Below are 19,911 nucleotides of genomic sequence, written 5' to 3' on the forward strand. Positions count from 1 at the left end.
AACATTTTTATTTAAAACAGGTTAAATTAAATTTCCGCTGACCAATCGAAGTCAGCATTGGAGTAAGAATATGAGCTTAGGCTTGATCGGCCGTAAGGTCGGCATGACCCGTCTGTTTACGGATGAAGGGGAAGCTATCCCTGTCACCGTGATTGATGTGAGCGATAACCGGGTTGCTCAAGTGAAAACCCAGGCAACGGATGGCTATGATGCTGTTCAGTTAGCTCACGGAACACGCCGCGCTAGCCGCGTAACCAAGGCGATGGCTGGACACTTTGCAAAAGCAGGTGTGATGGCTGGCAATGCCTTAAATGAATTCCATGTTGATGCTGAAAAATTGGCCGAGATGAAGCCTGGTCAAGTCGTTGGCGTTGATGTTTTTGCTGCCGGTCAAAAGGTGGATGTGCAAGGTGTAACGATTGGTAAGGGCTACGCTGGAACAATTAAGCGCTATCACTTTGCGTCTGGTCGTGCGAGTCATGGTAATTCCCGTTCACACAATGTTCCAGGCTCTATTGGTATGGCGCAAGATCCAGGCCGTGTTTTTCCTGGTAAGCGCATGACCGGTCATTTGGGTGATGTAACCCGTACCGTTCAGAATCTGGTGATTGCTCGCATTGATGCGGAGCGCAATCTCATTATGGTCAAGGGCGCTATTCCCGGCGCTCCTGGTGGAAAAGTACTTGTTACTCCAGCTGTTAAAGCTGTAGCTAAGAAATAAGGAGAGGACATGGAACTGAAACTTCTCCAAGACAACGGCCAGCTAGGTGCTGGTGTACAAGCTTCACCCGAAGTATTTGAGCGTGAGTACAACGAAGCACTTGTTCATCAGATCGTGGTTGCGTATCAAGCAAATGCACGAAGTGGTAATCGCGCACAAAAAGATCGTGAGCAAGTAAAGCACAGCACAAAAAAACCATGGCGCCAAAAAGGTACCGGCCGTGCCCGTGCTGGTATGAGCTCTTCGCCATTGTGGCGTGGAGGCGGTCGGATATTCCCGAACTCTCCAGAAGAAAATTTTTCGCACAAGGTCAACAAGAAAATGTATCGCGCTGGTATGCGCTCGATCCTTTCTCAGTTGGCGCGCGAAGGTCGTTTAAATGTGGTCGACCAATTTAATTTGGATGCGCCCAAGACCAAGTTGTTGGCTGAGAAAGTCAAGGGTATGGGTCTTGAGTCGGTATTAATTATTTTGGATGAGGTTAGCGAGAATCTTTATCTTGCATCGCGCAATTTGCACAAAGTTGCTGTGGTTGAACCTCAGCATGCAGACCCCTTGTCATTAGTTCAGTTTCAAAAAGTATTGGTGAGCAAAGCAGCGATCGCCAAGATGGAGGAGTTGCTGAAATGAGCCAAACACGTAAAAACGATCATCGTCTCATGCAAATTTTGCTTGGACCCATTGTTTCTGAAAAAGCAACGATGGTAGCCGAAAAGAATGAGCAAGTGATTTTCCAAGTTGCGCGTGACGCAAACAAGCTTGATGTGAAGCAAGCCGTTGAATTGCTTTTCAAAGTTCAAGTCGAGTCTGTGCAAATCGTCAACCAAAAAGGTAAACCAAAGCGCTTTGGCCGATTTGAGGGTCGACGCGATCACGCCAAGAAGGCTTATGTCAATCTGAAGCCTGGCCAAGAAATTAACTTTGAAGCGGAGGCAAATTAATTATGCCGCTCATGAAAACTAAACCGACCTCACCAGGTCGTCGTTCAATGGTCAAGGTGGTTAATCCTGATCTGCATAAAGGCAAACCTTTTGCAGGATTGGTTGAGCCACAGTTCCAAAAAGCTGGTCGTAACAATAATGGTCACATTACGACACGTCACAAGGGAGGCGGTCATAAGCATCACTACCGCGTGGTTGACTTCAAGCGCAACGATAAAGATGGCATTGCCGCTAAGGTTGAGCGCCTAGAATACGATCCAAATCGTAGTGCAAATATTGCCCTTCTCGTTTTTGCTGATGGTGAACGTCGCTACATCATTGCTTCTAAGGGAATGACAGTTGGACAGCAAGTGATGAATGGTGCCGAGGCTCCCATCAAAGCAGGAAATAATTTACCGATTCGCAATATTCCAATTGGTAGCACGATCCATTGTGTTGAGATGTTGCCTGGAAAGGGTGCGCAGATCGCTCGCTCTGCTGGTAGCTCAGCAGTATTGTTGGCCCGCGAAGGTGTGTATGGCCAGGTTCGTTTGCGCTCGGGTGAGGTACGTCGTATTTTGATCGATTGCCGTGCCACCATTGGCGAAGTTGGCAATGAAGAGCATAGCTTGCGTCAGATTGGTAAAGCAGGTGCAACCCGTTGGCGCGGTATTCGTCCAACAGTTCGCGGTGTAGCCATGAACCCAATCGACCACCCACATGGTGGTGGCGAAGGACGAACTGGCGAGGGCCGTGTGCCTGTCTCTCCATGGGGAACCCCAACGAAGGGCTATCGTACCCGTCGCAATAAACGTACAACGACCATGATTGTTCAGCGTCGTCAAAAGCGTTAATGGATAAGGAATAGATAAATGACTCGTTCTGCGAAAAAAGGCCCTTTCTGCGATGCCAGCCTTGTGAAAAAGGTTGAGACTGCTCAGGCCAATAAAGATAAGAAGCCAATTAAGACATGGTCACGTCGTTCGACCATTCTTCCTGACTTCATTGGATTAACAATTGCTGTTCACAACGGTAAGCAGCACGTTCCAGTCTATGTTTCTGAAAACATGGTTGGACACAAGCTTGGTGAGTTTGCTTTGACGCGTACGTTCAAGGGACACTCTGCCGACAAGAAAGTAGTGAAGAAGTAAGGGGATGATGATGGAAGTTAAAGCTATTCACCGCGGCGCACGAATTTCTGCACAAAAAACACGTTTAGTGGCAGATCAAATTCGTGGCTTGCCGATTTCTCGTGCTATGAACATTTTGAATTTCAGCCCCAAAAAAGCTGCTTTCATCATGAAGAAGGTGGTTGAATCCGCCATCGCCAATGCCGAACACAATAAAGGTGCCGACATTGATGAGCTCAAAGTGTCCGCTGTGATTGTTGATAAAGCAACATCATTAAAGCGTTTTACTGCTCGGGCCAAGGGCCGCGGTAATCGTATCGAGAAACAAAGTTGTCACATTAGCGTGACCCTGAGTAATTAAGGAAAGACATGGGCCAAAAAATTAATCCAAATGGATTTCGTCTATCGGTAAGCCGTAACTGGACATCCCGTTGGTATGCCAATAGCAATGATTTTGCCAACATGCTCAAAGAGGATGTTGAGGTTCGCAATTATTTGAAGAAGAAGCTGAAGAATGCTTCTGTTAGCAAGGTTTTAATTGAGCGCCCTGCTAAGAACGCACGAATTACCATTTTTAGTTCGCGTCCTGGCGTTGTAATTGGTAAGAAGGGTGAGGACATTGAAGTTCTCCGTAAAGAATTACAAAAGCGGATGGGCGTACCTGTTCATGTCAATATTGAAGAGATTCGCAAGCCCGAAGTGGATGCCCAGTTGATTGCAGACTCAATCACTCAACAGCTTGAAAAGCGCATTATGTTCCGTCGTGCCATGAAGCGTGCAATGCAAAGTGCAATGCGTCTTGGAGCTCAAGGCATCAAGATTATGTCCTCTGGCCGTTTGAACGGTGCTGAAATTGCACGCCGCGAATGGTATCGCGAGGGTCGCGTTCCACTCCATACTTTGAAGGCGGATATTGATTACGCTACATCTGAGGCGGAAACAACTTATGGAATCATTGGCGTTAAAGTTTGGGTTTATAAGGGCGACACCTTAGGTCGTGGCGCAGACGCCCAATTGACCCAAAATGCGGCACCAGAAGCCCCAGTTGCTGAAGAGAAAAAACCACGTCGTGCACCAGCAAAGACTGTGCGACGTGCAGCCGGCGCTGATGTCTCAGCGAAGCCCGGTGAAGAGAAGCCAGCGGTGAAGCCCACTGTAAAGCGGGTTCGTAAAGCTGCAGCTAGCACAGAAACGAAGAAGGCAGGAGAGTAAGCATGCTGCAACCAAAGCGTCGCAAATATCGTAAAGAACAAAAGGGTCGCAACACCGGTGTTGCAACACGTGGCAGTTCGGTTGCCTTCGGAGACTTTGGATTGAAGGCGGTTGGCCGCGGTCGTTTAACGGCCCGTCAAATTGAATCTGCACGTCGCGCCATGACGCGTCATATTAAGCGTGGCGGACGAATTTGGATTCGTATTTTCCCAGACAAGCCCATTTCTCAAAAGCCTGCTGAAGTTCGTATGGGTAACGGAAAAGGTAACCCAGAATATTATGTAGCCGAGATTCAGCCAGGCAAAGTTTTGTATGAGATGGACGGTGTTGATGAAACTCTGGCAAGAGAGGCATTCCGTCTAGCCGCATCCAAGTTGCCTATTCAAACCACGTTTGTGATTCGTCAAATCGGCGCTTAATCAGGAATCCATCATGAAAAGCAAAGAACTGCAAAGTAAAGATTTAGGTGCTCTTAATCAAGAGCTATCTGAATTGCTAAAAACCCATTTCAAGCTGCGTATGCAAAAAGCAACTCAGCAACTCCAAAATACCAGTCAATTGGGACAGGTCAAGCGTGATATTGCTCGCGTTAAAACCTTTATCACCCAAAAGACTATTCAGAAATAATTAGGATCGAGATATGACAGAAATCTCCAAACCCTTGCGCCGCACCTTGGTTGGTCGTGTTGTTAGCGACAAAATGCAAAAAACTGTGACTGTTCAAGTTGAGCGCCAAGTGAAGCACCCTGTAATTGGTAAATACGTTGGTAAATCAAAAAAGTATCACGCACATGATGAGACCAATCAATACAAGATGGGCGACACCGTGGAAATTACGGAAGGCAAGCCAATGGCCAAAACAAAGGCCTGGGTGGTGACCCGCTTGGTTGAGGCCTCCAAGGGAATTTAACTTGAAATTTTGACAAGAGATTGTCAAAACAGAGTTTTTCGTAGTAGAATCAAAGGCTTTCCGTGATTAAAAATACTAAATGACGGAAATATAAAGTTTTATTAAGTTGTTGATTTATAAGTAATTTTTATTAAATCCGAGCTATTTTGCAGCAATGCAAAAGGCTCATAGACGGAACCAAGACTGACGCCATTGGCGTACAAGTTGGGGATTAGACAAAATGATTCAGACTGAAAGCAGGTTGCAAGTCGCCGATAACACTGGCGCGAGCGAAGTTTTGTGCATCAAGGTATTGGGCGGCTCAAAGCGCCGTTATGCCAATATTGGTGACGTGATTAAGGTTAGCGTGAAAGCTGCCGCTCCTCGTGGTCGTGTAAAAAAGGGTGACATTTACAACGCCGTGGTTGTTCGTACCGCAAAAGGCGTTCGTCGTCCCGACGGGTCCTTAATTAAATTTGATGAAAACGCCGCTGTTTTGCTAAATGCAAAGCTTGAGCCAATTGGCACCCGTATTTTTGGACCAGTTACGCGTGAGCTCCGTACAGAGCGTTTCATGAAAATCGTTTCGCTTGCCCCAGAAGTTATTTAAAGAGGTCACTATGAAAAAGATTCGTAAAGGCGACTCCGTGATTGTTATTACTGGGCGTGATAAAGGTAAAAAAGGAACGGTCACCGGAATTCTTGAAAACAAATTTGTGGTTGAGGGCGTCAATATTTACAAAAAGAATGTAAAGCCCAATCCTAATGATGGAACTACTGGTGGAACTGTTGATAAGACGATGCCAATCGCTGCTTCTAATATTGCATTGGTTGATGCGAACGGCAAACCATCGCGTGTTGGCATTAAGTTAGTTGATGGCAAAAAAGTGCGTTACTTAAAAACCACTGGCGCGACGCTTAGCGCTTAAGGTTCGGAGAAATTATGAGCACCCGTTTACAAGAACATTACAAAAATACAGTCATTGCAAACTTGATGCAGCAGTTTGGCTATAAGTCTGTGATGGAAGTTCCACGCATTACCAAAATTACCCTTAATATGGGTTTAGGCGAAGCTGTCAGTGATAAAAAAGTGATTGAGCATGCTGTTGGTGATTTAACCAAAGTTGCTGGTCAAAAGCCCGTTGTTACCAAGGCACGCAAAGCGATTGCTGGATTTAAGATTCGTCAAGGCTATCCTATCGGTGCGATGGTAACGCTGCGCGGCACTCGCATGTATGAGTTCTTAGATCGTTTTATTACGGTTTCTTTGCCACGCGTGCGCGATTTCCGTGGAATCTCCGGTAAAGCGTTTGATGGCCGTGGCAACTACAACATTGGCGTTAAAGAACAAATTATTTTCCCTGAAATTGAGTACGACAAGATTGATGCATTACGTGGTCTCAATATCAGCATTACGACCACCGCTAAAACCGATGAGGAAGCCAAAGCATTGTTAGCGGCGTTTAAATTTCCATTTCGCAATTAAGAGGCAAACGTGGCAAAACTATCTTTAATTGAGCGTGAGAAAAAACGCGCTAAGTTGGTTGCAAAATTCACGCATAAGCGCGCTGAGCTCAAGTCGATCATTAACGACACAAGCCGCAGTGACGAGGAGCGTTATGAGGCCCGTTTGAAGCTGCAGTCATTGCCGCGCAATGCGAGCCCTATTCGCCAACGTAATCGTTGTTCATTAACTGGTCGTCCACGTGGCACCTTCCGCAAATTTGGTTTGGCGCGCGGCAAGATCCGTGAGATTGCTTTCCGTGGCGAGATCCCCGGTTTAACCAAGGCCAGCTGGTAAGCGGCGAACGAATTTAGGAGAACCCATGAGTATTAGTGATCCAATCGCCGATATGTTGACCAGAATTCGCAACGCGCAAGCGGTGCAGAAAACTTTGGTTACCATGCCGTCGTCAAAATTAAAAGTAGCGATTGCCAAGGTCTTGAAAGACGAAGGCTATATCGATAGTTTTGAAATCACCGGTGAAGCAGCTAAGCCAGTATTGAAGATTGATCTGAAATACTACGCTGGCCGTCCTGTGATTGAACGAATTGAGCGAGTTTCAACCCCTAGCTTGCGTATCTACAAAGGACGCCATGACATTCCTGAGGTCATGAATGGCTTGGGCGTTGCCATTATTTCAACACCGCAAGGTTTGATGACCGATCGCAAAGCGCGCGCATCTGGCGTTGGCGGTGAAGTCATTTGCTACGTGGCTTAAGGAGAGAACAATGTCTCGAGTTGGTAAATCTCCCATTACGGTGCCAAAAGGTGCTGAGATCAGTATTGCAAACGCGTTATTAACCGTGAAAGGCCCATTGGGGACTCTCACACATACCTTACATCCTAGTGTTGGCCTTGAGCATAAAGATGGTGTTATCACGGTTGCCATTAAAGATAATTCCCCAGAAGCTAATGCATTGTCTGGAACGACTCGTGCATTAGTTAACAACATGGTCGTTGGTGTGACCCAGGGATTTGAGCGCAAGCTGAGCCTTGTTGGAGTGGGCTATCGTGCACAGGCACAAGGCAATTCCTTGAAATTGCAATTGGGCTTTTCGCATGAAATCAACTATCCACTACCCACTGGCGTGAAAGCGGAAACCCCTTCGCAAACCGAAATCATTATTAAGGGTGCCAATAAGCAACAAGTTGGTCAAGTTGCTGCGGAAGTTCGTGCCTATCGTTCCCCAGAACCATATAAGGGTAAAGGCGTGCGCTATGTTGACGAAGTGGTTCACCTCAAAGAAACCAAGAAGAAGTAATTAAGTACAGCTGAGATTCGATATGAATAAAAACGAAACAAGACAACGACGTGCGCGTCAAACCCGTATCAAGATTGCTGAGTTATTGGCTCATCGCTTGACAGTGATTCGAAGCAATTGCCACATCTCTGCTCAGATCTATAGCCCATGCGGTAGCAAGGTGGTTGCCGCGGCCTCGACCATGGAAAAGGATTTGCGTACTTCGGTAAAAAATGGCGGCAATAGCCAAGCAGCACAAGCGATTGGCAAATTAATCGCCGAACGTGCAAAAAAGGCTGGCGTTGAGGCCGTCGCATTTGATCGTGCTGGACATCGTTATCACGGCCGTATTAAGGCCCTTGCTGAAGCTGCGCGTGAAGCCGGCTTGAAGTTCTAAGAAACGGTTTAGGAAAAAATTATGGCAAAAATGCAAACCAAAATTCAGTCAGAAGAGCGCGATGACGGTCTACGCGAGAAGATGATTGCTGTTAATCGCGTAACCAAAGTAGTGAAGGGCGGCCGTATTCTTGGCTTTGCTGCCTTGACGGTCGTTGGTGATGGTGATGGACGAATTGGAATGGGCAAAGGTAAATCGAAGGAAGTTCCAGTTGCCGTTCAAAAAGCAATGGACGAAGCACGTCGCAAAATGATTAAGGTCCCTCTTCGTAAGGGTACATTGCAGCATTCTGTGATTGGTCAGCATGGCGCTTCGCGCGTTCTGATTTCTCCTGCAAAAGAAGGTACCGGCGTGATCGCAGGTGGCCCAATGCGCGCGATCTTTGATGTGATGGGCGTAACCAATGTAGTTGCTAAATCGATTGGTTCAACCAATCCTTACAACATGGTACGTGCCACTTTGGACGGTTTGAGCAAGATGAGTACGCCAGCAGAAATTGCTGCAAAGCGCGGAAAGTCGGTTGAAGAAATTTTGGGTTAATCGCCTGTAATCGAAAGTAAAAGATGGCAAATACACAATCAAATTCAAAGGTCAAACTTCAGCTCGTGCGCAGCTTGATCGGTACGCGCGAGAGTCACCGTGCGACGGTTCGTGGTTTGGGCCTTGGTCGCCTCAACTCAGTTTCAGAGTTACAAGATACCCCGGCGGTCCGGGGAATGATTAATAAGGTTTCATACCTTGTGAAAGTGATCGGGTGAAGCAATGCAATTAAATACGATTAAACCCGCTGAAGGTGCTAAGCGCCCACGTCGCCGTGTCGGCCGCGGGATTGGTTCCGGTCTTGGTAAGACCGCTGGTCGTGGTCACAAAGGCCAAAAGTCGCGTTCCGGCGGTTTTCATAAAGTTGGTTTTGAAGGCGGTCAAATGCCCATGTATCGTCGCCTACCCAAGCGCGGCTTTATCTCTTTAACACGTCGTTTTATTGGTCAAGTAACTCTTGCTGATTTAGAGCGCATTGGTTTAGCTGAAGTTGATCTGGTTGCCTTGAAACAGCACGGTCTTGCTGGTGAGCAAACCAATGCTGTCAAAGTCATTAAGACCGGTGAAATCAAGCGCGCAGTTACCTTAAAAGGATTGACTGCAAGTGCTGGTGCAAAAGCTGCCATTGAGGCTGCTGGTGGCAAGGTGCTCGCTGAGGTTTAAAGCAATCTATGGCGCTCGGTTCCTCTAACGTCTCTAGTTTGACACCATCTGGAAACAAGTATGGCGACTTACGTCGCCGCTTGATTTTCTTGGTATTGGCGTTGGTTGTCTTCCGTATTGGCGCTCATATTCCAGTCCCTGGTATTGATCCTGATCAGTTATCAAAACTGTTTAGTGAACAAAAGGACGGTATTTTGGGAATGTTCAATTTGTTTTCAGGCGGTGCTTTGTCTCGCTTCACGGTGTTTGCTTTGGGTATCATGCCCTATATCTCGGCATCGATCATCATGCAGTTGATGACCATTGTGATTCCTTCGCTCGAGGCGATGAAGAAGGAAGGTCAAGCTGGTCAACGCAAGATTACCCAATACACCCGCTATGCAACGGTCTTTTTGGCAACTTTCCAAGCGATTGGAATTTCCGTTGCGCTTGAGTCTCAGCCAGGCCTTGTTGTTGATCCTGGCTTGATGTTTCAGTTCAATACCGTTGTAACGCTTGTTACGGGCACGATGTTTTTAATGTGGCTCGGTGAGCAAATTACTGAACGCGGCTTGGGTAATGGTATTTCCATCATTATTTTTGCCGGGATTGTTTCTGGCCTGCCAAGCGCATTGGCTAGTCTTTTAGAGTTGGTTCGCACTGGCTCCATGAGCATTCTTTCAGCAATTTTTATCGTAGTGATTGTTATTGCAGTTACTTACTTTGTTGTCTTCGTAGAGCGTGGTCAGCGCCGTATTCTGGTGAACTACGCCAAACGTCAGGTGGGTAATAAGATTTACGGCGGTCAGTCTTCTCATCTGCCTTTAAAGCTCAATATGGCTGGTGTGATTCCTCCCATTTTTGCTTCATCGATTATTTTGTTCCCGGCCACTATTGCCGGCTGGTTTACAGCAGGCGAACCAACCAATATGGTGAGTCGTATTGTGAAAGATTTGGCGGCAACTTTAGCTCCTGGGCAGCCGGTTTACATCATTTTGTACGCCACTGCCATTATTTTCTTCTGCTTTTTCTATACCGCTTTGGTTTTTAACAGCCGCGATACGGCCGACAACTTGAAAAAGAGCGGTGCATTTGTTCCAGGTATTCGTCCGGGCGATCAGACGGCGCGCTACATCGACAAAATTCTTGTTCGTTTAACTTTGGCTGGCGCAATTTATATGGTTTTAGTGTGCTTATTGCCCGAGTTTTTGGTTTTGAAATACAACGTTCCTTTCTACTTTGGCGGGACATCGTTGTTAATTATTGTTGTGGTTGCGATGGACTTTATGGCTCAGGTGCAATCATTTGTGATGCAACAGCAGTACGGCTCTCTGATGAAGAAGGCCAACTTTAAGATGGGACCCACTCTCTAAGATGCCTAAAGACGATGTAATTCAGATGGCAGGGGAAATTGTTGAAAACCTCCCCAATGCCATGTTTAGGGTGAAGTTAGAGAATGGGCATGTAGTTTTAGGTCATATTTCTGGGAAGATGCGGATGCATTACATCCGAATCCTGCCAGGAGACAAGGTAACTGTGGAAATGACCCCATACGATTTAACGCGCGCAAGAATTATCTTCCGTGCGAAGTAAGGATTATTAAAGAGGTGAATGATGAAAGTATTGGCATCCGTTAAATGTATTTGCCGCAATTGCAAAATCATCAAGCGTAAGCGCGTGGTGCGTGTGATCTGCTCGTCCGATCCACGTCATAAGCAGCGTCAAGGTTAATTCGGTTAAGTAGAGGAATTTATATGGCACGTATCGCTGGGGTAAATATCCCAAATCATCAACATACTGTGATTGGTTTAACCGCCATTTACGGTATTGGCAAAGCACAAGCTCTTAAGATCTGTGAGAACACGGGTGTTGCAATCGATAAGAAAGTGAAAGATCTTACCGATGCTGAGCTCGAGAAGCTGCGTGATGAAGTGGGTAAGCGCACCACAGAGGGTGATTTGCGTCGTGAAGTCACCATGAACATTAAACGTTTAATGGACTTGGCTTGCTATCGCGGTATTCGTCATCGCAAGGGTTTACCGGTGCGCGGCCAGAGAACGAAGACCAATGCCCGTACCCGTAAAGGCCCCCGTAAGGCCGGCGTTGCACTAAAGAAATAATTAGGAACTGATATGGCAAAAGCACAACAAACCGCCGCAAATGCAAGTGCACAACGCGCTCGTAAGAAGGTTAAAAAGAACGTCGCCGATGGTATCGCACACGTGCATGCATCGTTTAATAACACCATTGTGACCATTACCGACCGTCAAGGAAACGCCTTGTCGTGGGCAACATCAGGCGGTCAAGGATTTAAGGGTTCACGTAAGTCAACGCCATTTGCAGCTCAGGTTGCTGCTGAAGTGGCTGGTAAGGCAGCAATTGAGTGTGGGATTAAGAATTTAGAAGTTCAGATTAAGGGCCCGGGTCCTGGTCGCGAGTCTGCGGTTCGTGCATTGAACTCGTTAGGGATCAAGATTGTTGAGATCCAGGACGTGACTCCGGTTCCTCACAATGGTTGCCGCCCTCCAAAGCGTCGCCGTATCTAATTTTTGCAGTACCAAGCCGCTGGCTTTGCCAGCAATTGTTTAATAAGCCCACCGTTCGTTGGTAGTTACAGCGAACTCACCTCGGTAACCATCGAGGCATAGAAAGGAAGAAATCGTGGCACGTTATTTAGGCCCTAAAGCCAAACTATCTCGTCGGGAAGGTACCGACTTATTTTTAAAGAGCGCACGCCGTGCTTTATCGGACAAGTGCAAACTAGACAGCAAACCAGGACAGCACGGTCGCACCTCAGGTGCTCGTACTTCTGACTTCGGTAATCAGTTGCGTGAAAAGCAAAAGGTGAAGCGGATTTATGGCGTGCTCGAGCGTCAATTCCGTCGCTATTTTGCTGAAGCTGAGCGCCGTAAAGGTAATACTGGTGAGACCTTATTGCAACTGCTTGAGTCCCGTTTAGATAATGTGGTTTATCGCATGGGTTTTGGCTCAACTCGCGCTGAAGCGCGTCAGTTGGTATCGCATGCAGCAATTACGGTAAATGGCCAAGTGGTCAATATTCCGTCCATGCAGGTTCGTCCTGGCGATGTCATTGCAATTCGTGAGAAGGCAAAGAAGCAAACTCGTATTCAAGAAGCACTAAATCTTGCTTCGCAAGTTGGTTCAATTAATTGGGTCAGCGTTGATGCAAGCAAGCTCGAGGGAACGTTTAAACAAGTACCAGATCGCGATGAAATCAGCGGTGATATCAACGAAAGTTTGATCGTCGAATTGTATTCACGCTAATACTGCACCTCTTAAGGAAAAGATATCTATGCAAACAAATTTGCTTAAACCAAAAATCATTTCTGTTGAAGCACTCGGTGCAAACCAGGCTAAGGTTGTGATGGAGCCATTTGAGCGTGGCTATGGCCACACGCTTGGTAATGCATTACGTCGTGTTTTGTTGTCTTCCATGGTTGGTTTTGCTCCAACCGAAGTAGCGATTGCTGGTGTTGTTCACGAGTACTCAACCTTGGACGGTGTTCAGGAAGATGTTGTGAACTTGCTGCTTAATTTAAAGGGAGTTGTTTTCAAGTTACAGTCCCGGGATGAAGTGACGATCAATTTGCGTAAAGAAGGTCCTGGCGTTGTTTACGCTAAGGACATTGATCTTCCCCATGATGTTGAAATCATTAATCCAGAGCATGTCATTGCACATTTAGCAGCTGGCGGTAAGCTCGATATGCAGATCAAGGTTGAAAAGGGTCGTGGATACGTACCAGGCAATATGCGTCAGTATCAAGATGAAGCGACTAAGCTAATCGGCCGTATTGTGTTGGATGCATCATTTAGCCCAATTAATCGTGTTAGCTATGCGGTTGAGTCTGCTCGTGTTGAGCAACGTACTGATTTAGATCGTTTAGTGATGACCATTGAAACCAATGGCGTGATCTCTCCTGAAGAGTCGATTCGTCAAGCGGCGAGTATTTTGGTTGACCAGTTGGTCGTGTTTGCCGCCTTAGAGAGCAGCCAAGTGAGCGGTGAGTTGGCTCCAAGTCGCTCAACCATGGTTGATCCGTTGTTGATGAGACCGGTTGATGATTTAGAGTTGACCGTTCGTTCTGCAAACTGCCTAAAGGCTGAGAACATTTACTACATCGGTGATTTGATTCAGCGTACTGAAAATGAATTACTCAAGACGCCTAATTTGGGCCGTAAGTCTTTGAATGAAATCAAGGACGTATTGGCAGCCCGCGGTTTAAGTCTTGGGATGAAGCTCGACAGCTGGCCTCCAGCGACTCTCGGGCAATAATTAGAAAGGAAGCATCATGCGTCATGGTAATGGCTTACGCAAACTAAATCGCACCTCATCGCATCGTTTGGCGATGTTGCGCAATATGTCCAACTCACTGATCGAGCACGAAGTTATTAAGACAACCCTGCCAAAGGCAAAAGAATTGCGGATGGTGGTTGAGCCTTTGATTACTTTGGGTAAGAAAGATAATTTAGCGAACCGCCGTTTGGCATTCAATCGTCTGCGCGATCGTGAAATGGTAAGCAAATTATTTACTGAGCTCGGCCCACGTTATGCAACTCGACCAGGTGGTTATCTCCGTATTCTGAAATTTGGTTTTCGGCACGGTGACAATGCCCCAATGGCGCTGGTTGAGTTGGTTGACCGCCCTGAAGTTGAAGAGGCGCCTCAACAAGAACCTGCAGCAGCATAAATTAGCATCGGGTATAGTTAAAGCCAGGCTTCGGTCTGGCTTTTTCATTTAACCCACTGCTTGAGCCATCTTTTGTATGGATTCGATACTGATCGTAACCACGACTTTGCCCACGATGGATGCGGCTAGATTACTAGGTCAGCAATTAATCGATGAGCGTTTTGCAGCCTGTGTACAAATTCAGGAGGGCGTGCAATCGATCTATCGATGGGATGGAAAGGTTTGCAATGACACGGAAGTTCTATTAAGTGCTAAAACAGCAACAACTCAATGGAAAGGCATTGAGGCATTTATTAGGGCCAACCACCCTTATCAGTTGCCAGAGATCATTGCTTTAAAACCAGCTGAATATTCCCAGGCATATGGGCGCTGGGTAAATGAGGAGACAAAGTCATGAAGAGAATTCAGTATGGCTTGGTTCAACTCTTACTGTTTCTACTATCGAGTGTCGCATTCCTTGGTTCAGTAGATGCCAAGGAATTTCTACCTCCCGAAAGGGCATTTATTGTGGAGGCGACATGGCTTGCCAATACCAATGAAATTGCCATTGAGTACCGACCGGTTTCGGGTTACTACATTTACCAGGAGTCTTTACAGTATCGGTTGTTGATCAATGACAAGCCAAGCGCTCCCAAGAGCATTCAAATTCCTAAAGGGGTTGAAAAGTTTGATGAGACCTTTGGGAAAAAAATGGAGATTTTTCCAAAACCATTCGAAGTTCTTATTAGGTTGCCAGAATCTCCACAAAGCGGTATTCGCCTAGAGATTGATTTGCAGGGTTGTGCTGACGGTGGCATTTGTTATCCACCCATGACCTATCAATACTTCATAGCAGCTCCAGGCGTTCGAGTGGCACCCATCCCTGAAGGTGATGCAGCGCCAATCCGTACTATCGCCACAAACTCAACACCATTTAGCTTCACGGATTTATGGAGTGGGCGCGATGATGTCACATCAATTAAAAGCTATTTAGAGAATGCCAAACCGTTTTATCTATTGATCGGATTTTTTATTCTTGGGATTGCGCTTGCCTTTACGCCTTGCGTATTACCCATGCTCCCGATTTTGAGCAGCATTGTTTTGGGTCGCCAAGATGGCAGCCCAATTAGCAAGACCCGATCGGCTTATCTTGCTTTGGCCTACATTTTGGGCATGGCCTTGTTATATGCGCTAGCGGGGGTTTTAACAGCGGCATTAGGAAGCGGCGTACAGCGCGCCTTACAAAGTCCTATCGCCCTCATTTTGTTTGCTCTCCTTTTATTATTTTTGGCTGGCAGCTTATTTGGTTTATACGAGCTAAAGATGCCCCAAGGATGGCAAACCAAAGTCGATCAATTGGCCGGGCGACAAAAGGGCGGAAGTATTGTCGGGGCTTTTAGCCTTGGCGCAATTTCAACGCTGGTTGCAAGCCCTTGTATTACAGCACCCTTAGCCAGTGTTTTAGGCTTTGTGGCACAAACCGGATCGATGGCGCTTGGTGGGGGCTTACTATTTGTGATGGCCTTAGGGATGGGATTGCCCTTATTGCTCATCGCATTGGGCGCTAGAAGTTTTTTGCCGCAAACGGGCGCTTGGATGATGTGGTTACAGCGCGCTCTTGGGTTAGTGTTGGTTGCTTTAGCTATTTGGATTGTGTGGCCAGCAATTTCCGTCGTAACTGGTAACCAAACTCAAACAAGTACTCGTACTGAAAAACGAATTCCTCCAGATTTGGTATTTCAGGTTGTGCGATCGAGTGAAGAGCTCGAGCGTATTATGCAAAAGGCTAAGGCTGACAATAAACCCGTCATGCTCGATTACTACGCCGATTGGTGTATTTCTTGTAAAGAGATGGAAGCCATTACCTTTACTAATGCAGAGGTTGGAAAAGTCATGAGTCGTTTCGTACTAATACAAGCCGATGTCACTATCAACAATCCACAAACGCAAGCGCTTCTGAAACAATTTGGTTTGTATGGCCCCCCCGCAATTTTGTTCTTCAATGGTGCTGGTGAAGAACAAAAATCGTTACGGGTGGTGGGTTTTATGACTCCCAGTCGTTTTCTAGAGCGCCTGCAAGAGTTAGGAGCAAAATAATCTTAGCGCTTGAGATAGCGAGCGGCCTCAAGCGCAAAATAGGTCAAGATACCATCTGCTCCAGCACGTTTAAATCCGAGCAGTGACTCCATCATGACCGCATCATGATCAAGCCAGCCATTTTGGGCAGCAGCTTTGATCATGGCGTATTCGCCGCTGACCTGATAGGCATAGGTTGGGTAACCGAAGGCTTCTTTGATGCGATAGACGATATCGAGGTAGGGCATGCCGGGCTTTACCATCACCAAGTCAGCACCCTCGCTAATATCTAAGCCAACTTCGCGGATGGCTTCATCGCCGTTAGCAGGATCCATTTGGTAGGTCTTTTTATCCGCCTTGCCAAGATTGCTCGCTGATCCAACGGCATCCCGAAAGGGGCCATAAAACGACGAGGCGTATTTGGCCGCATAAGCCATGATGCGCGTATGAATTAATCCTTGATTTTCAAGGGCAGAACGAATCGCTCCAATTCGGCCATCCATCATGTCGGATGGGGCAACCATGTCTACACCTGCTTGGGCATGGCAGAGCGCCTGCTTAATGAGGATCGTGACAGTTTCATCATTCAAAATCCGATGCTGTTCATCGAGCAAACCATCTTGACCATGACTGGTATAGGGATCAAGCGCAATATCGGTCATGATGCCAAGGGTGGGAAAGCGTTTTTTGAGCTCCATCACTGCGCTTGGAACAAGGCCCTTTGGATTAAATGCTTCAGCACCGTCGTTGCTCTTTAGTGATGCATCGATTACAGGAAAGAGTGCCATTACTGGGATGCCAAGGGCTACGCATTCTTCAGCCACATGAAACAGGCGATCAAGCGACATGCGCTCAATACCCGGCATTGAGTTGACCGCTTGGGTTTGATTATTTCCAGGTAGTAAGAAAACGGGATAGATTAGATCGTCAACCCTTAGATGATTTTCTTGAACGAGACGACGTGACCAATCATCACGGCGCATCCGACGGGGGCGATAGGCAGGATATTGAGACATGCAAATACTCTCTAATCAGGATAGGGTTAGGCGATGTTGCGCTCTGGAAAAAGCCATTGTTGAATAAGTGTATCGCTTTCCGAAAGACCGACCCGTTTTGTGCTGGAGAACAGTTGAGCTGTAATCTCTGCAGGGGCAAATTGCTTAATTTGTTCTGAGATGGCTTGCAACAGGGCGCGGTTTTCGGAGAAAGTTTGTTTGTCTGACTTGCTTAACAAAATGTGGATAGGTTTTTGGGTCACACTAAACCAGGCAATCATTTGTTCATCAAGTTCTGTTAAACCCCGTCGTGCATCCACAATTAAGATCAAACCAACCAAATTTTTACGGGTTTGCAAGTAGCGGCTTAAGATCTCGTTCCAGTGGGAGCGGGTTGCCTCACCAACTGCGGCATAGCCATAGCCTGGCAAGTCGACTAAATAGGCTAGTAGCTCATCCTTGGCATAGATCCCAAAATAGTTGATGTGCTGGGTTCGACCCGGAGTTTTGCTCGCAAAAGCCAGGCGCTTTTGATTGCATAAGATATTGATTGCACTGGATTTTCCGGCATTGGAGCGACCCGCAAAGGCGATCTCAGGAAGCTCACCCTGGGGAAGCGTTTGGAGCTCATTGACCGTGGTAAAAAAGCGGGCTTGGTGCAGTTTAGACATGAATGGAAGCTATTGTAAAATCACATGAATTTCATTTGAACATTTCAAAGTAGGCTAGGTACCCATAATGCGCTATAGCAGCAAATTCTCCAAATTAAATATCTCTGCCCTGATGGCTGTTTTAGTTGGTGGTTTTATATCGTTCGCTCATGCGGCTGAGCCTGCAAAAGCTGACGCCCCAACAATGACTACTAGTGCACCAACTCCAGCAGTGATCAAGGCAGATGCTGCTGCAGGAGATGCTCTTTATAACAATGGCGACCCTAAGCGTGGAATCGTTTCTTGTGTCGGTTGCCATGGCCCAAATGGAAATAGTGGGGTTGCGTCATGGCCTAAATTGGCTGCCCAGCATACGGCTTACACAGTGAAGCAACTTAAGAATTATAAAGATGGCACCCGGATGAATCCTGTCATGATGGGAATGGTGGCTACGCTAACCGATCAAGACATGCTCAACTTGGCTGCGTATCTCAATAAACAAGAGCTGAAGTTGGGTACTGCGCAAAACAAAGACACCATTGCATTGGGACAACGGATTTATCGTGCAGGTATTGCTGAGAAAGGTATTCCAGCATGCTCAGGCTGCCATAGTCCGAATGGCGCTGGTATTCCTGCTCAGTACCCCCGTTTAAGCGGACAATGGGCAGATTACTCGATCTCACAATTGATTGCATTTAGAGAGGGTACGCGCAAGAACAGTGTGCAAATGAGCACGATTGCTACCAAGATGTCTGACGCTGAAATGAAAGCCGTCTCGGATTACATGGCTGGGTTGCGTTAATCGAATATTTCGATTAATTAGCTCGGCCCAATCGTTCGTTCATTCGCAAAGAGGCTATTTACAGACTCCCGCTCTCTGACCAAGTAAGCCTGGTCGCCGTCGACCATGACCTCTGCGGGCCGTCCCCGGGTGTTGTAGTTTGAAGCCATTACAAAGCCGTAAGCACCGGCTGACAAAATAGCCAGCACATCGCCTTCTTGAACAGCAAGGGCGCGATCCTTGCCTAACCAATCGCCTGACTCACAAACAGGACCAACTACATCATAAGTGATTGCTTTACCAATTCCACTTTTGATAGGAACGATCGCATGATAGGCATCGTATAGAGCTGGTCGCATTAAATCATTCATGGCGGCGTTCACAATGCAGAAGTTTTTATCTGCACCAGTTTTAAGATATTCAACTTGCGTTAATAGCACTCCCGCATTTCCGACTAAGGAGCGACCCGGTTCCAAAATAACATCCAAGTGCCCAAAGCCACGCTCATCCACACGATTGAGTAGGGTGTTGGTGAACTCGGTGATATCGGGCGGTGCGTCCGAACCGTAGTCGATCCCAAGGCCACCACCAAGATCGAGATGATGAATGACAATGCCATCTCGTTTGAGTTGATCGATGAGATCAAGGACTTTATCAAGAGCATCGAGGTATGGCGATGTGCTAGTAATTTGGGAACCAATATGGCAATCAATGCCAACAATATCAATATGGGGTAGTAGTGCAGCTTCGCGATACGTTTTTAGAACTTCAAAATAGGCAATCCCAAATTTGTTATCTTTGAGACCTGTGGAAATATACGGATGGGTTTGCGCATCCACGTCAGGGTTCACGCGCAATGAAACCGGGGCACGAAGACCCAAACTCTTAGCAATGGAATTAATTCGATGCAGTTCGGGGATGGACTCGACATTGATGCACTTGACGCCAACCGTGAGGGCAAACTTAATTTCATCAGCGGATTTGCCGACTCCAGCAAAAACCATACTTTTTGGATCGGCTCCAACGTGAAGGGCTCGAGCGAGTTCGCCGCCGCTCACCAGATCAAATCCAGCACCTAATTGTTTGAGCTCATCTAAAACAGCGAGATTACTATTAGCCTTGACGGCGTAATGAATTCTGGCGCGGCGACTGCCGTTTGCACGGATACAGGCAACATCATAGGCGCGGTATGCCGTACAAATTGCATGCTTACTGTAAACATATAGAGGGGTGCCATATTGATTCGCTAAAGCAGATAGCGAAACACCTTCAGCAAACCACTCTCCATGGTGTTCAGTAAAGCCAGTTAATGATGGAATGGAGTGCGTCATTACTTTGGCGAGCTCGTATTAGTGGGGGTCGATAAACCTGATTCTTTAGGAGGGTACAGAGTACCTTTGGGCTCCGGTTGGGCGGGCGCTGGTGGAACGGGCGGTGGATTGGGTAAAAACAAAGGTCCTCTAACCCCACATCCAAGTAGGGACAGCAACGCAACGTAAATTGGAATCTTAACTACAATCAATAT

Annotated in this window: 34 protein-coding genes; 31 read left to right on the forward strand and 3 right to left on the reverse strand. The window is 46.9% G+C overall.

Features of this window, described 5'->3' with window-relative positions; translation table 11 throughout:
• Positions 1-70: 70 nt before the first annotated feature.
• From rplC to dsbD, 30 genes are all read left to right on the forward strand, one after another.
• Positions 71-721 carry a 50S ribosomal protein L3 gene (gene rplC, locus QUE62_RS00265; protein ID WP_286223774.1) on the forward strand — a complete coding sequence of 217 codons (651 nt, stop codon included), beginning with the start codon at positions 71-73 and terminating at the stop codon, positions 719-721.
• Positions 722-730: 9 nt separating this feature from the next.
• Positions 731-1,351: a 50S ribosomal protein L4 gene (gene rplD, locus QUE62_RS00270; RefSeq protein ID WP_108507583.1), complete on the forward strand. Its 621-nt coding sequence runs from the start codon at positions 731-733 to the stop codon at positions 1,349-1,351.
• Positions 1,348-1,662 carry a 50S ribosomal protein L23 gene (gene rplW, locus QUE62_RS00275; RefSeq protein ID WP_108507584.1) on the forward strand — a complete coding sequence of 105 codons (315 nt, stop codon included), beginning with the start codon at positions 1,348-1,350 and terminating at the stop codon, positions 1,660-1,662. The genes rplD and rplW overlap by 4 nt, the downstream gene beginning before the upstream one ends.
• Before the next feature lie 2 nt (positions 1,663-1,664).
• Positions 1,665-2,495, forward strand: coding sequence for a 50S ribosomal protein L2 (rplB, locus tag QUE62_RS00280; RefSeq protein ID WP_286225436.1), 831 nt, complete (start codon positions 1,665-1,667; stop codon positions 2,493-2,495).
• Between the two features lie 18 nt (positions 2,496-2,513).
• On the forward strand, positions 2,514-2,792 hold the full coding sequence (gene rpsS / locus QUE62_RS00285; RefSeq protein ID WP_108507586.1) for a 30S ribosomal protein S19: 279 nt from the start codon (positions 2,514-2,516) through the stop codon (positions 2,790-2,792).
• Positions 2,793-2,799: 7 nt separating this feature from the next.
• Positions 2,800-3,132 (forward strand): 50S ribosomal protein L22, encoded by a 333-nt coding sequence (gene rplV, locus QUE62_RS00290; protein ID WP_199908528.1) that lies wholly within the window; start codon positions 2,800-2,802, stop codon positions 3,130-3,132.
• An 8-nt stretch (positions 3,133-3,140) separates the two neighbouring features.
• Positions 3,141-3,983 (forward strand): 30S ribosomal protein S3, encoded by an 843-nt coding sequence (rpsC, locus tag QUE62_RS00295; RefSeq protein WP_286226833.1) that lies wholly within the window; start codon positions 3,141-3,143, stop codon positions 3,981-3,983.
• 2 nt (positions 3,984-3,985) lie between these two features.
• On the forward strand, positions 3,986-4,402 hold the full coding sequence (gene rplP / locus QUE62_RS00300) for a 50S ribosomal protein L16 (RefSeq protein ID WP_108507588.1): 417 nt from the start codon (positions 3,986-3,988) through the stop codon (positions 4,400-4,402).
• A gap of 13 nt (positions 4,403-4,415) precedes the next feature.
• Positions 4,416-4,610: a 50S ribosomal protein L29 gene (rpmC, locus tag QUE62_RS00305; RefSeq protein ID WP_108507589.1), complete on the forward strand. Its 195-nt coding sequence runs from the start codon at positions 4,416-4,418 to the stop codon at positions 4,608-4,610.
• Between the two features lie 13 nt (positions 4,611-4,623).
• Positions 4,624-4,893, forward strand: coding sequence for a 30S ribosomal protein S17 (gene rpsQ, locus QUE62_RS00310; protein ID WP_108507590.1), 270 nt, complete (start codon positions 4,624-4,626; stop codon positions 4,891-4,893).
• 220 nt (positions 4,894-5,113) lie between these two features.
• Positions 5,114-5,482, forward strand: a complete 369-nt coding sequence (rplN, locus tag QUE62_RS00315) for a 50S ribosomal protein L14 (protein ID WP_108507591.1) — start codon at positions 5,114-5,116, stop codon at positions 5,480-5,482.
• 10 nt (positions 5,483-5,492) lie between these two features.
• Positions 5,493-5,801 (forward strand): 50S ribosomal protein L24, encoded by a 309-nt coding sequence (gene rplX / locus QUE62_RS00320; protein WP_215370820.1) that lies wholly within the window; start codon positions 5,493-5,495, stop codon positions 5,799-5,801.
• 14 nt (positions 5,802-5,815) lie between these two features.
• Entirely contained in the window at positions 5,816-6,358 is a 543-nt protein-coding gene (gene rplE / locus QUE62_RS00325; protein ID WP_286225438.1) for a 50S ribosomal protein L5, read from the forward strand.
• 9 nt (positions 6,359-6,367) lie between these two features.
• The gene (gene rpsN / locus QUE62_RS00330) at positions 6,368-6,673 is read left to right on the forward strand and encodes a 30S ribosomal protein S14 (RefSeq protein ID WP_108507594.1); all 306 of its coding nucleotides are present in this window, start codon (positions 6,368-6,370) and stop codon (positions 6,671-6,673) included.
• Between the two features lie 25 nt (positions 6,674-6,698).
• The gene (gene rpsH / locus QUE62_RS00335) at positions 6,699-7,094 is read left to right on the forward strand and encodes a 30S ribosomal protein S8 (RefSeq protein WP_108507595.1); all 396 of its coding nucleotides are present in this window, start codon (positions 6,699-6,701) and stop codon (positions 7,092-7,094) included.
• A 10-nt stretch (positions 7,095-7,104) separates the two neighbouring features.
• Positions 7,105-7,638: a 50S ribosomal protein L6 gene (gene rplF, locus QUE62_RS00340; RefSeq protein WP_286223779.1), complete on the forward strand. Its 534-nt coding sequence runs from the start codon at positions 7,105-7,107 to the stop codon at positions 7,636-7,638.
• A 22-nt stretch (positions 7,639-7,660) separates the two neighbouring features.
• On the forward strand, positions 7,661-8,014 hold the full coding sequence (rplR, locus tag QUE62_RS00345; RefSeq protein ID WP_286261654.1) for a 50S ribosomal protein L18: 354 nt from the start codon (positions 7,661-7,663) through the stop codon (positions 8,012-8,014).
• Positions 8,015-8,035: 21 nt separating this feature from the next.
• Positions 8,036-8,554 carry a 30S ribosomal protein S5 gene (gene rpsE / locus QUE62_RS00350; RefSeq protein WP_108507598.1) on the forward strand — a complete coding sequence of 173 codons (519 nt, stop codon included), beginning with the start codon at positions 8,036-8,038 and terminating at the stop codon, positions 8,552-8,554.
• Positions 8,555-8,577: 23 nt separating this feature from the next.
• Positions 8,578-8,772, forward strand: coding sequence for a 50S ribosomal protein L30 (gene rpmD, locus QUE62_RS00355; protein ID WP_108509267.1), 195 nt, complete (start codon positions 8,578-8,580; stop codon positions 8,770-8,772).
• A gap of 4 nt (positions 8,773-8,776) precedes the next feature.
• On the forward strand, positions 8,777-9,217 hold the full coding sequence (rplO, locus tag QUE62_RS00360) for a 50S ribosomal protein L15 (protein WP_286223781.1): 441 nt from the start codon (positions 8,777-8,779) through the stop codon (positions 9,215-9,217).
• 8 nt (positions 9,218-9,225) lie between these two features.
• Positions 9,226-10,569 (forward strand): preprotein translocase subunit SecY, encoded by a 1,344-nt coding sequence (gene secY, locus QUE62_RS00365; RefSeq protein ID WP_286223782.1) that lies wholly within the window; start codon positions 9,226-9,228, stop codon positions 10,567-10,569.
• Position 10,570: 1 nt separating this feature from the next.
• Positions 10,571-10,789 (forward strand): translation initiation factor IF-1, encoded by a 219-nt coding sequence (infA, locus tag QUE62_RS00370; protein ID WP_108507601.1) that lies wholly within the window; start codon positions 10,571-10,573, stop codon positions 10,787-10,789.
• A gap of 21 nt (positions 10,790-10,810) precedes the next feature.
• Entirely contained in the window at positions 10,811-10,927 is a 117-nt protein-coding gene (gene rpmJ / locus QUE62_RS00375) for a 50S ribosomal protein L36 (RefSeq protein ID WP_096673338.1), read from the forward strand.
• A 23-nt stretch (positions 10,928-10,950) separates the two neighbouring features.
• Positions 10,951-11,316, forward strand: coding sequence for a 30S ribosomal protein S13 (gene rpsM, locus QUE62_RS00380; RefSeq protein WP_108507602.1), 366 nt, complete (start codon positions 10,951-10,953; stop codon positions 11,314-11,316).
• Positions 11,317-11,328: 12 nt separating this feature from the next.
• Positions 11,329-11,742 carry a 30S ribosomal protein S11 gene (rpsK, locus tag QUE62_RS00385; protein ID WP_108507603.1) on the forward strand — a complete coding sequence of 138 codons (414 nt, stop codon included), beginning with the start codon at positions 11,329-11,331 and terminating at the stop codon, positions 11,740-11,742.
• A gap of 115 nt (positions 11,743-11,857) precedes the next feature.
• Positions 11,858-12,481, forward strand: a complete 624-nt coding sequence (gene rpsD / locus QUE62_RS00390) for a 30S ribosomal protein S4 (protein ID WP_108507604.1) — start codon at positions 11,858-11,860, stop codon at positions 12,479-12,481.
• A gap of 28 nt (positions 12,482-12,509) precedes the next feature.
• Entirely contained in the window at positions 12,510-13,490 is a 981-nt protein-coding gene (locus QUE62_RS00395; RefSeq protein ID WP_286223783.1) for a DNA-directed RNA polymerase subunit alpha, read from the forward strand.
• A 16-nt stretch (positions 13,491-13,506) separates the two neighbouring features.
• Positions 13,507-13,905 carry a 50S ribosomal protein L17 gene (rplQ, locus tag QUE62_RS00400; RefSeq protein WP_108507606.1) on the forward strand — a complete coding sequence of 133 codons (399 nt, stop codon included), beginning with the start codon at positions 13,507-13,509 and terminating at the stop codon, positions 13,903-13,905.
• Between the two features lie 76 nt (positions 13,906-13,981).
• Positions 13,982-14,302, forward strand: a complete 321-nt coding sequence (gene cutA / locus QUE62_RS00405; protein ID WP_286223784.1) for a divalent-cation tolerance protein CutA — start codon at positions 13,982-13,984, stop codon at positions 14,300-14,302.
• Entirely contained in the window at positions 14,299-15,981 is a 1,683-nt protein-coding gene (gene dsbD / locus QUE62_RS00410; protein WP_286226838.1) for a protein-disulfide reductase DsbD, read from the forward strand. Before cutA ends, dsbD begins: the two co-directional genes overlap by 4 nt.
• Positions 15,982-15,983: 2 nt before the next feature.
• Here dsbD and hemB read toward each other — a convergent pair whose 3' ends face one another.
• Together hemB and yihA are read right to left on the reverse strand one after the other, a co-directional pair.
• Positions 15,984-16,976: a porphobilinogen synthase gene (hemB, locus tag QUE62_RS00415; RefSeq protein WP_286261656.1), complete on the reverse strand. Its 993-nt coding sequence runs from the start codon at positions 16,974-16,976 to the stop codon at positions 15,984-15,986.
• Between the two features lie 26 nt (positions 16,977-17,002).
• Positions 17,003-17,626: a ribosome biogenesis GTP-binding protein YihA/YsxC gene (gene yihA, locus QUE62_RS00420; RefSeq protein WP_286226842.1), complete on the reverse strand. Its 624-nt coding sequence runs from the start codon at positions 17,624-17,626 to the stop codon at positions 17,003-17,005.
• A 67-nt stretch (positions 17,627-17,693) separates the two neighbouring features.
• On the opposite strand from yihA, the gene QUE62_RS00425 reads away from it, so the two are divergent.
• The gene (locus QUE62_RS00425) at positions 17,694-18,407 is read left to right on the forward strand and encodes a c-type cytochrome (RefSeq protein ID WP_286223788.1); all 714 of its coding nucleotides are present in this window, start codon (positions 17,694-17,696) and stop codon (positions 18,405-18,407) included.
• Between the two features lie 17 nt (positions 18,408-18,424).
• On the opposite strand, the gene lysA is transcribed toward QUE62_RS00425, so the two are convergent.
• Entirely contained in the window at positions 18,425-19,717 is a 1,293-nt protein-coding gene (lysA, locus tag QUE62_RS00430) for a diaminopimelate decarboxylase (RefSeq protein ID WP_286261658.1), read from the reverse strand.
• Between the last annotated feature and the right edge of the window lie 194 nt (positions 19,718-19,911).

This window comes from Polynucleobacter sp. HIN9 (genome assembly GCF_030297635.1).
Lineage (GTDB): Bacteria > Pseudomonadota > Gammaproteobacteria > Burkholderiales > Burkholderiaceae > Polynucleobacter.

Bases quoted from the DNA above. Each gene is read 5' to 3' on its own strand.
- rplC (WP_286223774.1), top strand. From the start codon at position 71: ATGAGCTTAGGCTTGATCGGCCGTAAGGTCGGCATGACCCGTCTGTTT.
- rplD (WP_108507583.1), top strand. From the start codon at position 731: ATGGAACTGAAACTTCTCCAAGACAACGGCCAGCTAGGTGCTGGTGTA.
- rplW (WP_108507584.1), top strand. From the start codon at position 1,348: ATGAGCCAAACACGTAAAAACGATCATCGTCTCATGCAAATTTTGCTT.
- rplB (WP_286225436.1), top strand. From the start codon at position 1,665: ATGCCGCTCATGAAAACTAAACCGACCTCACCAGGTCGTCGTTCAATG.
- rpsS (WP_108507586.1), top strand. From the start codon at position 2,514: ATGACTCGTTCTGCGAAAAAAGGCCCTTTCTGCGATGCCAGCCTTGTG.
- rplV (WP_199908528.1), top strand. From the start codon at position 2,800: ATGATGGAAGTTAAAGCTATTCACCGCGGCGCACGAATTTCTGCACAA.
- rpsC (WP_286226833.1), top strand. From the start codon at position 3,141: ATGGGCCAAAAAATTAATCCAAATGGATTTCGTCTATCGGTAAGCCGT.
- rplP (WP_108507588.1), top strand. From the start codon at position 3,986: ATGCTGCAACCAAAGCGTCGCAAATATCGTAAAGAACAAAAGGGTCGC.
- rpmC (WP_108507589.1), top strand. From the start codon at position 4,416: ATGAAAAGCAAAGAACTGCAAAGTAAAGATTTAGGTGCTCTTAATCAA.
- rpsQ (WP_108507590.1), top strand. From the start codon at position 4,624: ATGACAGAAATCTCCAAACCCTTGCGCCGCACCTTGGTTGGTCGTGTT.
- rplN (WP_108507591.1), top strand. From the start codon at position 5,114: ATGATTCAGACTGAAAGCAGGTTGCAAGTCGCCGATAACACTGGCGCG.
- rplX (WP_215370820.1), top strand. From the start codon at position 5,493: ATGAAAAAGATTCGTAAAGGCGACTCCGTGATTGTTATTACTGGGCGT.
- rplE (WP_286225438.1), top strand. From the start codon at position 5,816: ATGAGCACCCGTTTACAAGAACATTACAAAAATACAGTCATTGCAAAC.
- rpsH (WP_108507595.1), top strand. From the start codon at position 6,699: ATGAGTATTAGTGATCCAATCGCCGATATGTTGACCAGAATTCGCAAC.
- rplF (WP_286223779.1), top strand. From the start codon at position 7,105: ATGTCTCGAGTTGGTAAATCTCCCATTACGGTGCCAAAAGGTGCTGAG.
- rplR (WP_286261654.1), top strand. From the start codon at position 7,661: ATGAATAAAAACGAAACAAGACAACGACGTGCGCGTCAAACCCGTATC.
- rpsE (WP_108507598.1), top strand. From the start codon at position 8,036: ATGGCAAAAATGCAAACCAAAATTCAGTCAGAAGAGCGCGATGACGGT.
- rpmD (WP_108509267.1), top strand. From the start codon at position 8,578: ATGGCAAATACACAATCAAATTCAAAGGTCAAACTTCAGCTCGTGCGC.
- rplO (WP_286223781.1), top strand. From the start codon at position 8,777: ATGCAATTAAATACGATTAAACCCGCTGAAGGTGCTAAGCGCCCACGT.
- secY (WP_286223782.1), top strand. From the start codon at position 9,226: ATGGCGCTCGGTTCCTCTAACGTCTCTAGTTTGACACCATCTGGAAAC.
- infA (WP_108507601.1), top strand. From the start codon at position 10,571: ATGCCTAAAGACGATGTAATTCAGATGGCAGGGGAAATTGTTGAAAAC.
- rpmJ (WP_096673338.1), top strand. From the start codon at position 10,811: ATGAAAGTATTGGCATCCGTTAAATGTATTTGCCGCAATTGCAAAATC.
- rpsM (WP_108507602.1), top strand. From the start codon at position 10,951: ATGGCACGTATCGCTGGGGTAAATATCCCAAATCATCAACATACTGTG.
- rpsK (WP_108507603.1), top strand. From the start codon at position 11,329: ATGGCAAAAGCACAACAAACCGCCGCAAATGCAAGTGCACAACGCGCT.
- QUE62_RS00395 (WP_286223783.1), top strand. From the start codon at position 12,510: ATGCAAACAAATTTGCTTAAACCAAAAATCATTTCTGTTGAAGCACTC.
- rplQ (WP_108507606.1), top strand. From the start codon at position 13,507: ATGCGTCATGGTAATGGCTTACGCAAACTAAATCGCACCTCATCGCAT.
- cutA (WP_286223784.1), top strand. From the start codon at position 13,982: ATGGATTCGATACTGATCGTAACCACGACTTTGCCCACGATGGATGCG.
- dsbD (WP_286226838.1), top strand. From the start codon at position 14,299: ATGAAGAGAATTCAGTATGGCTTGGTTCAACTCTTACTGTTTCTACTA.
- hemB (WP_286261656.1), bottom strand. From the start codon at position 16,976: ATGTCTCAATATCCTGCCTATCGCCCCCGTCGGATGCGCCGTGATGAT.
- yihA (WP_286226842.1), bottom strand. From the start codon at position 17,626: ATGTCTAAACTGCACCAAGCCCGCTTTTTTACCACGGTCAATGAGCTC.
- QUE62_RS00425 (WP_286223788.1), top strand. From the start codon at position 17,694: ATGCGCTATAGCAGCAAATTCTCCAAATTAAATATCTCTGCCCTGATG.
- lysA (WP_286261658.1), bottom strand. From the start codon at position 19,717: ATGACGCACTCCATTCCATCATTAACTGGCTTTACTGAACACCATGGA.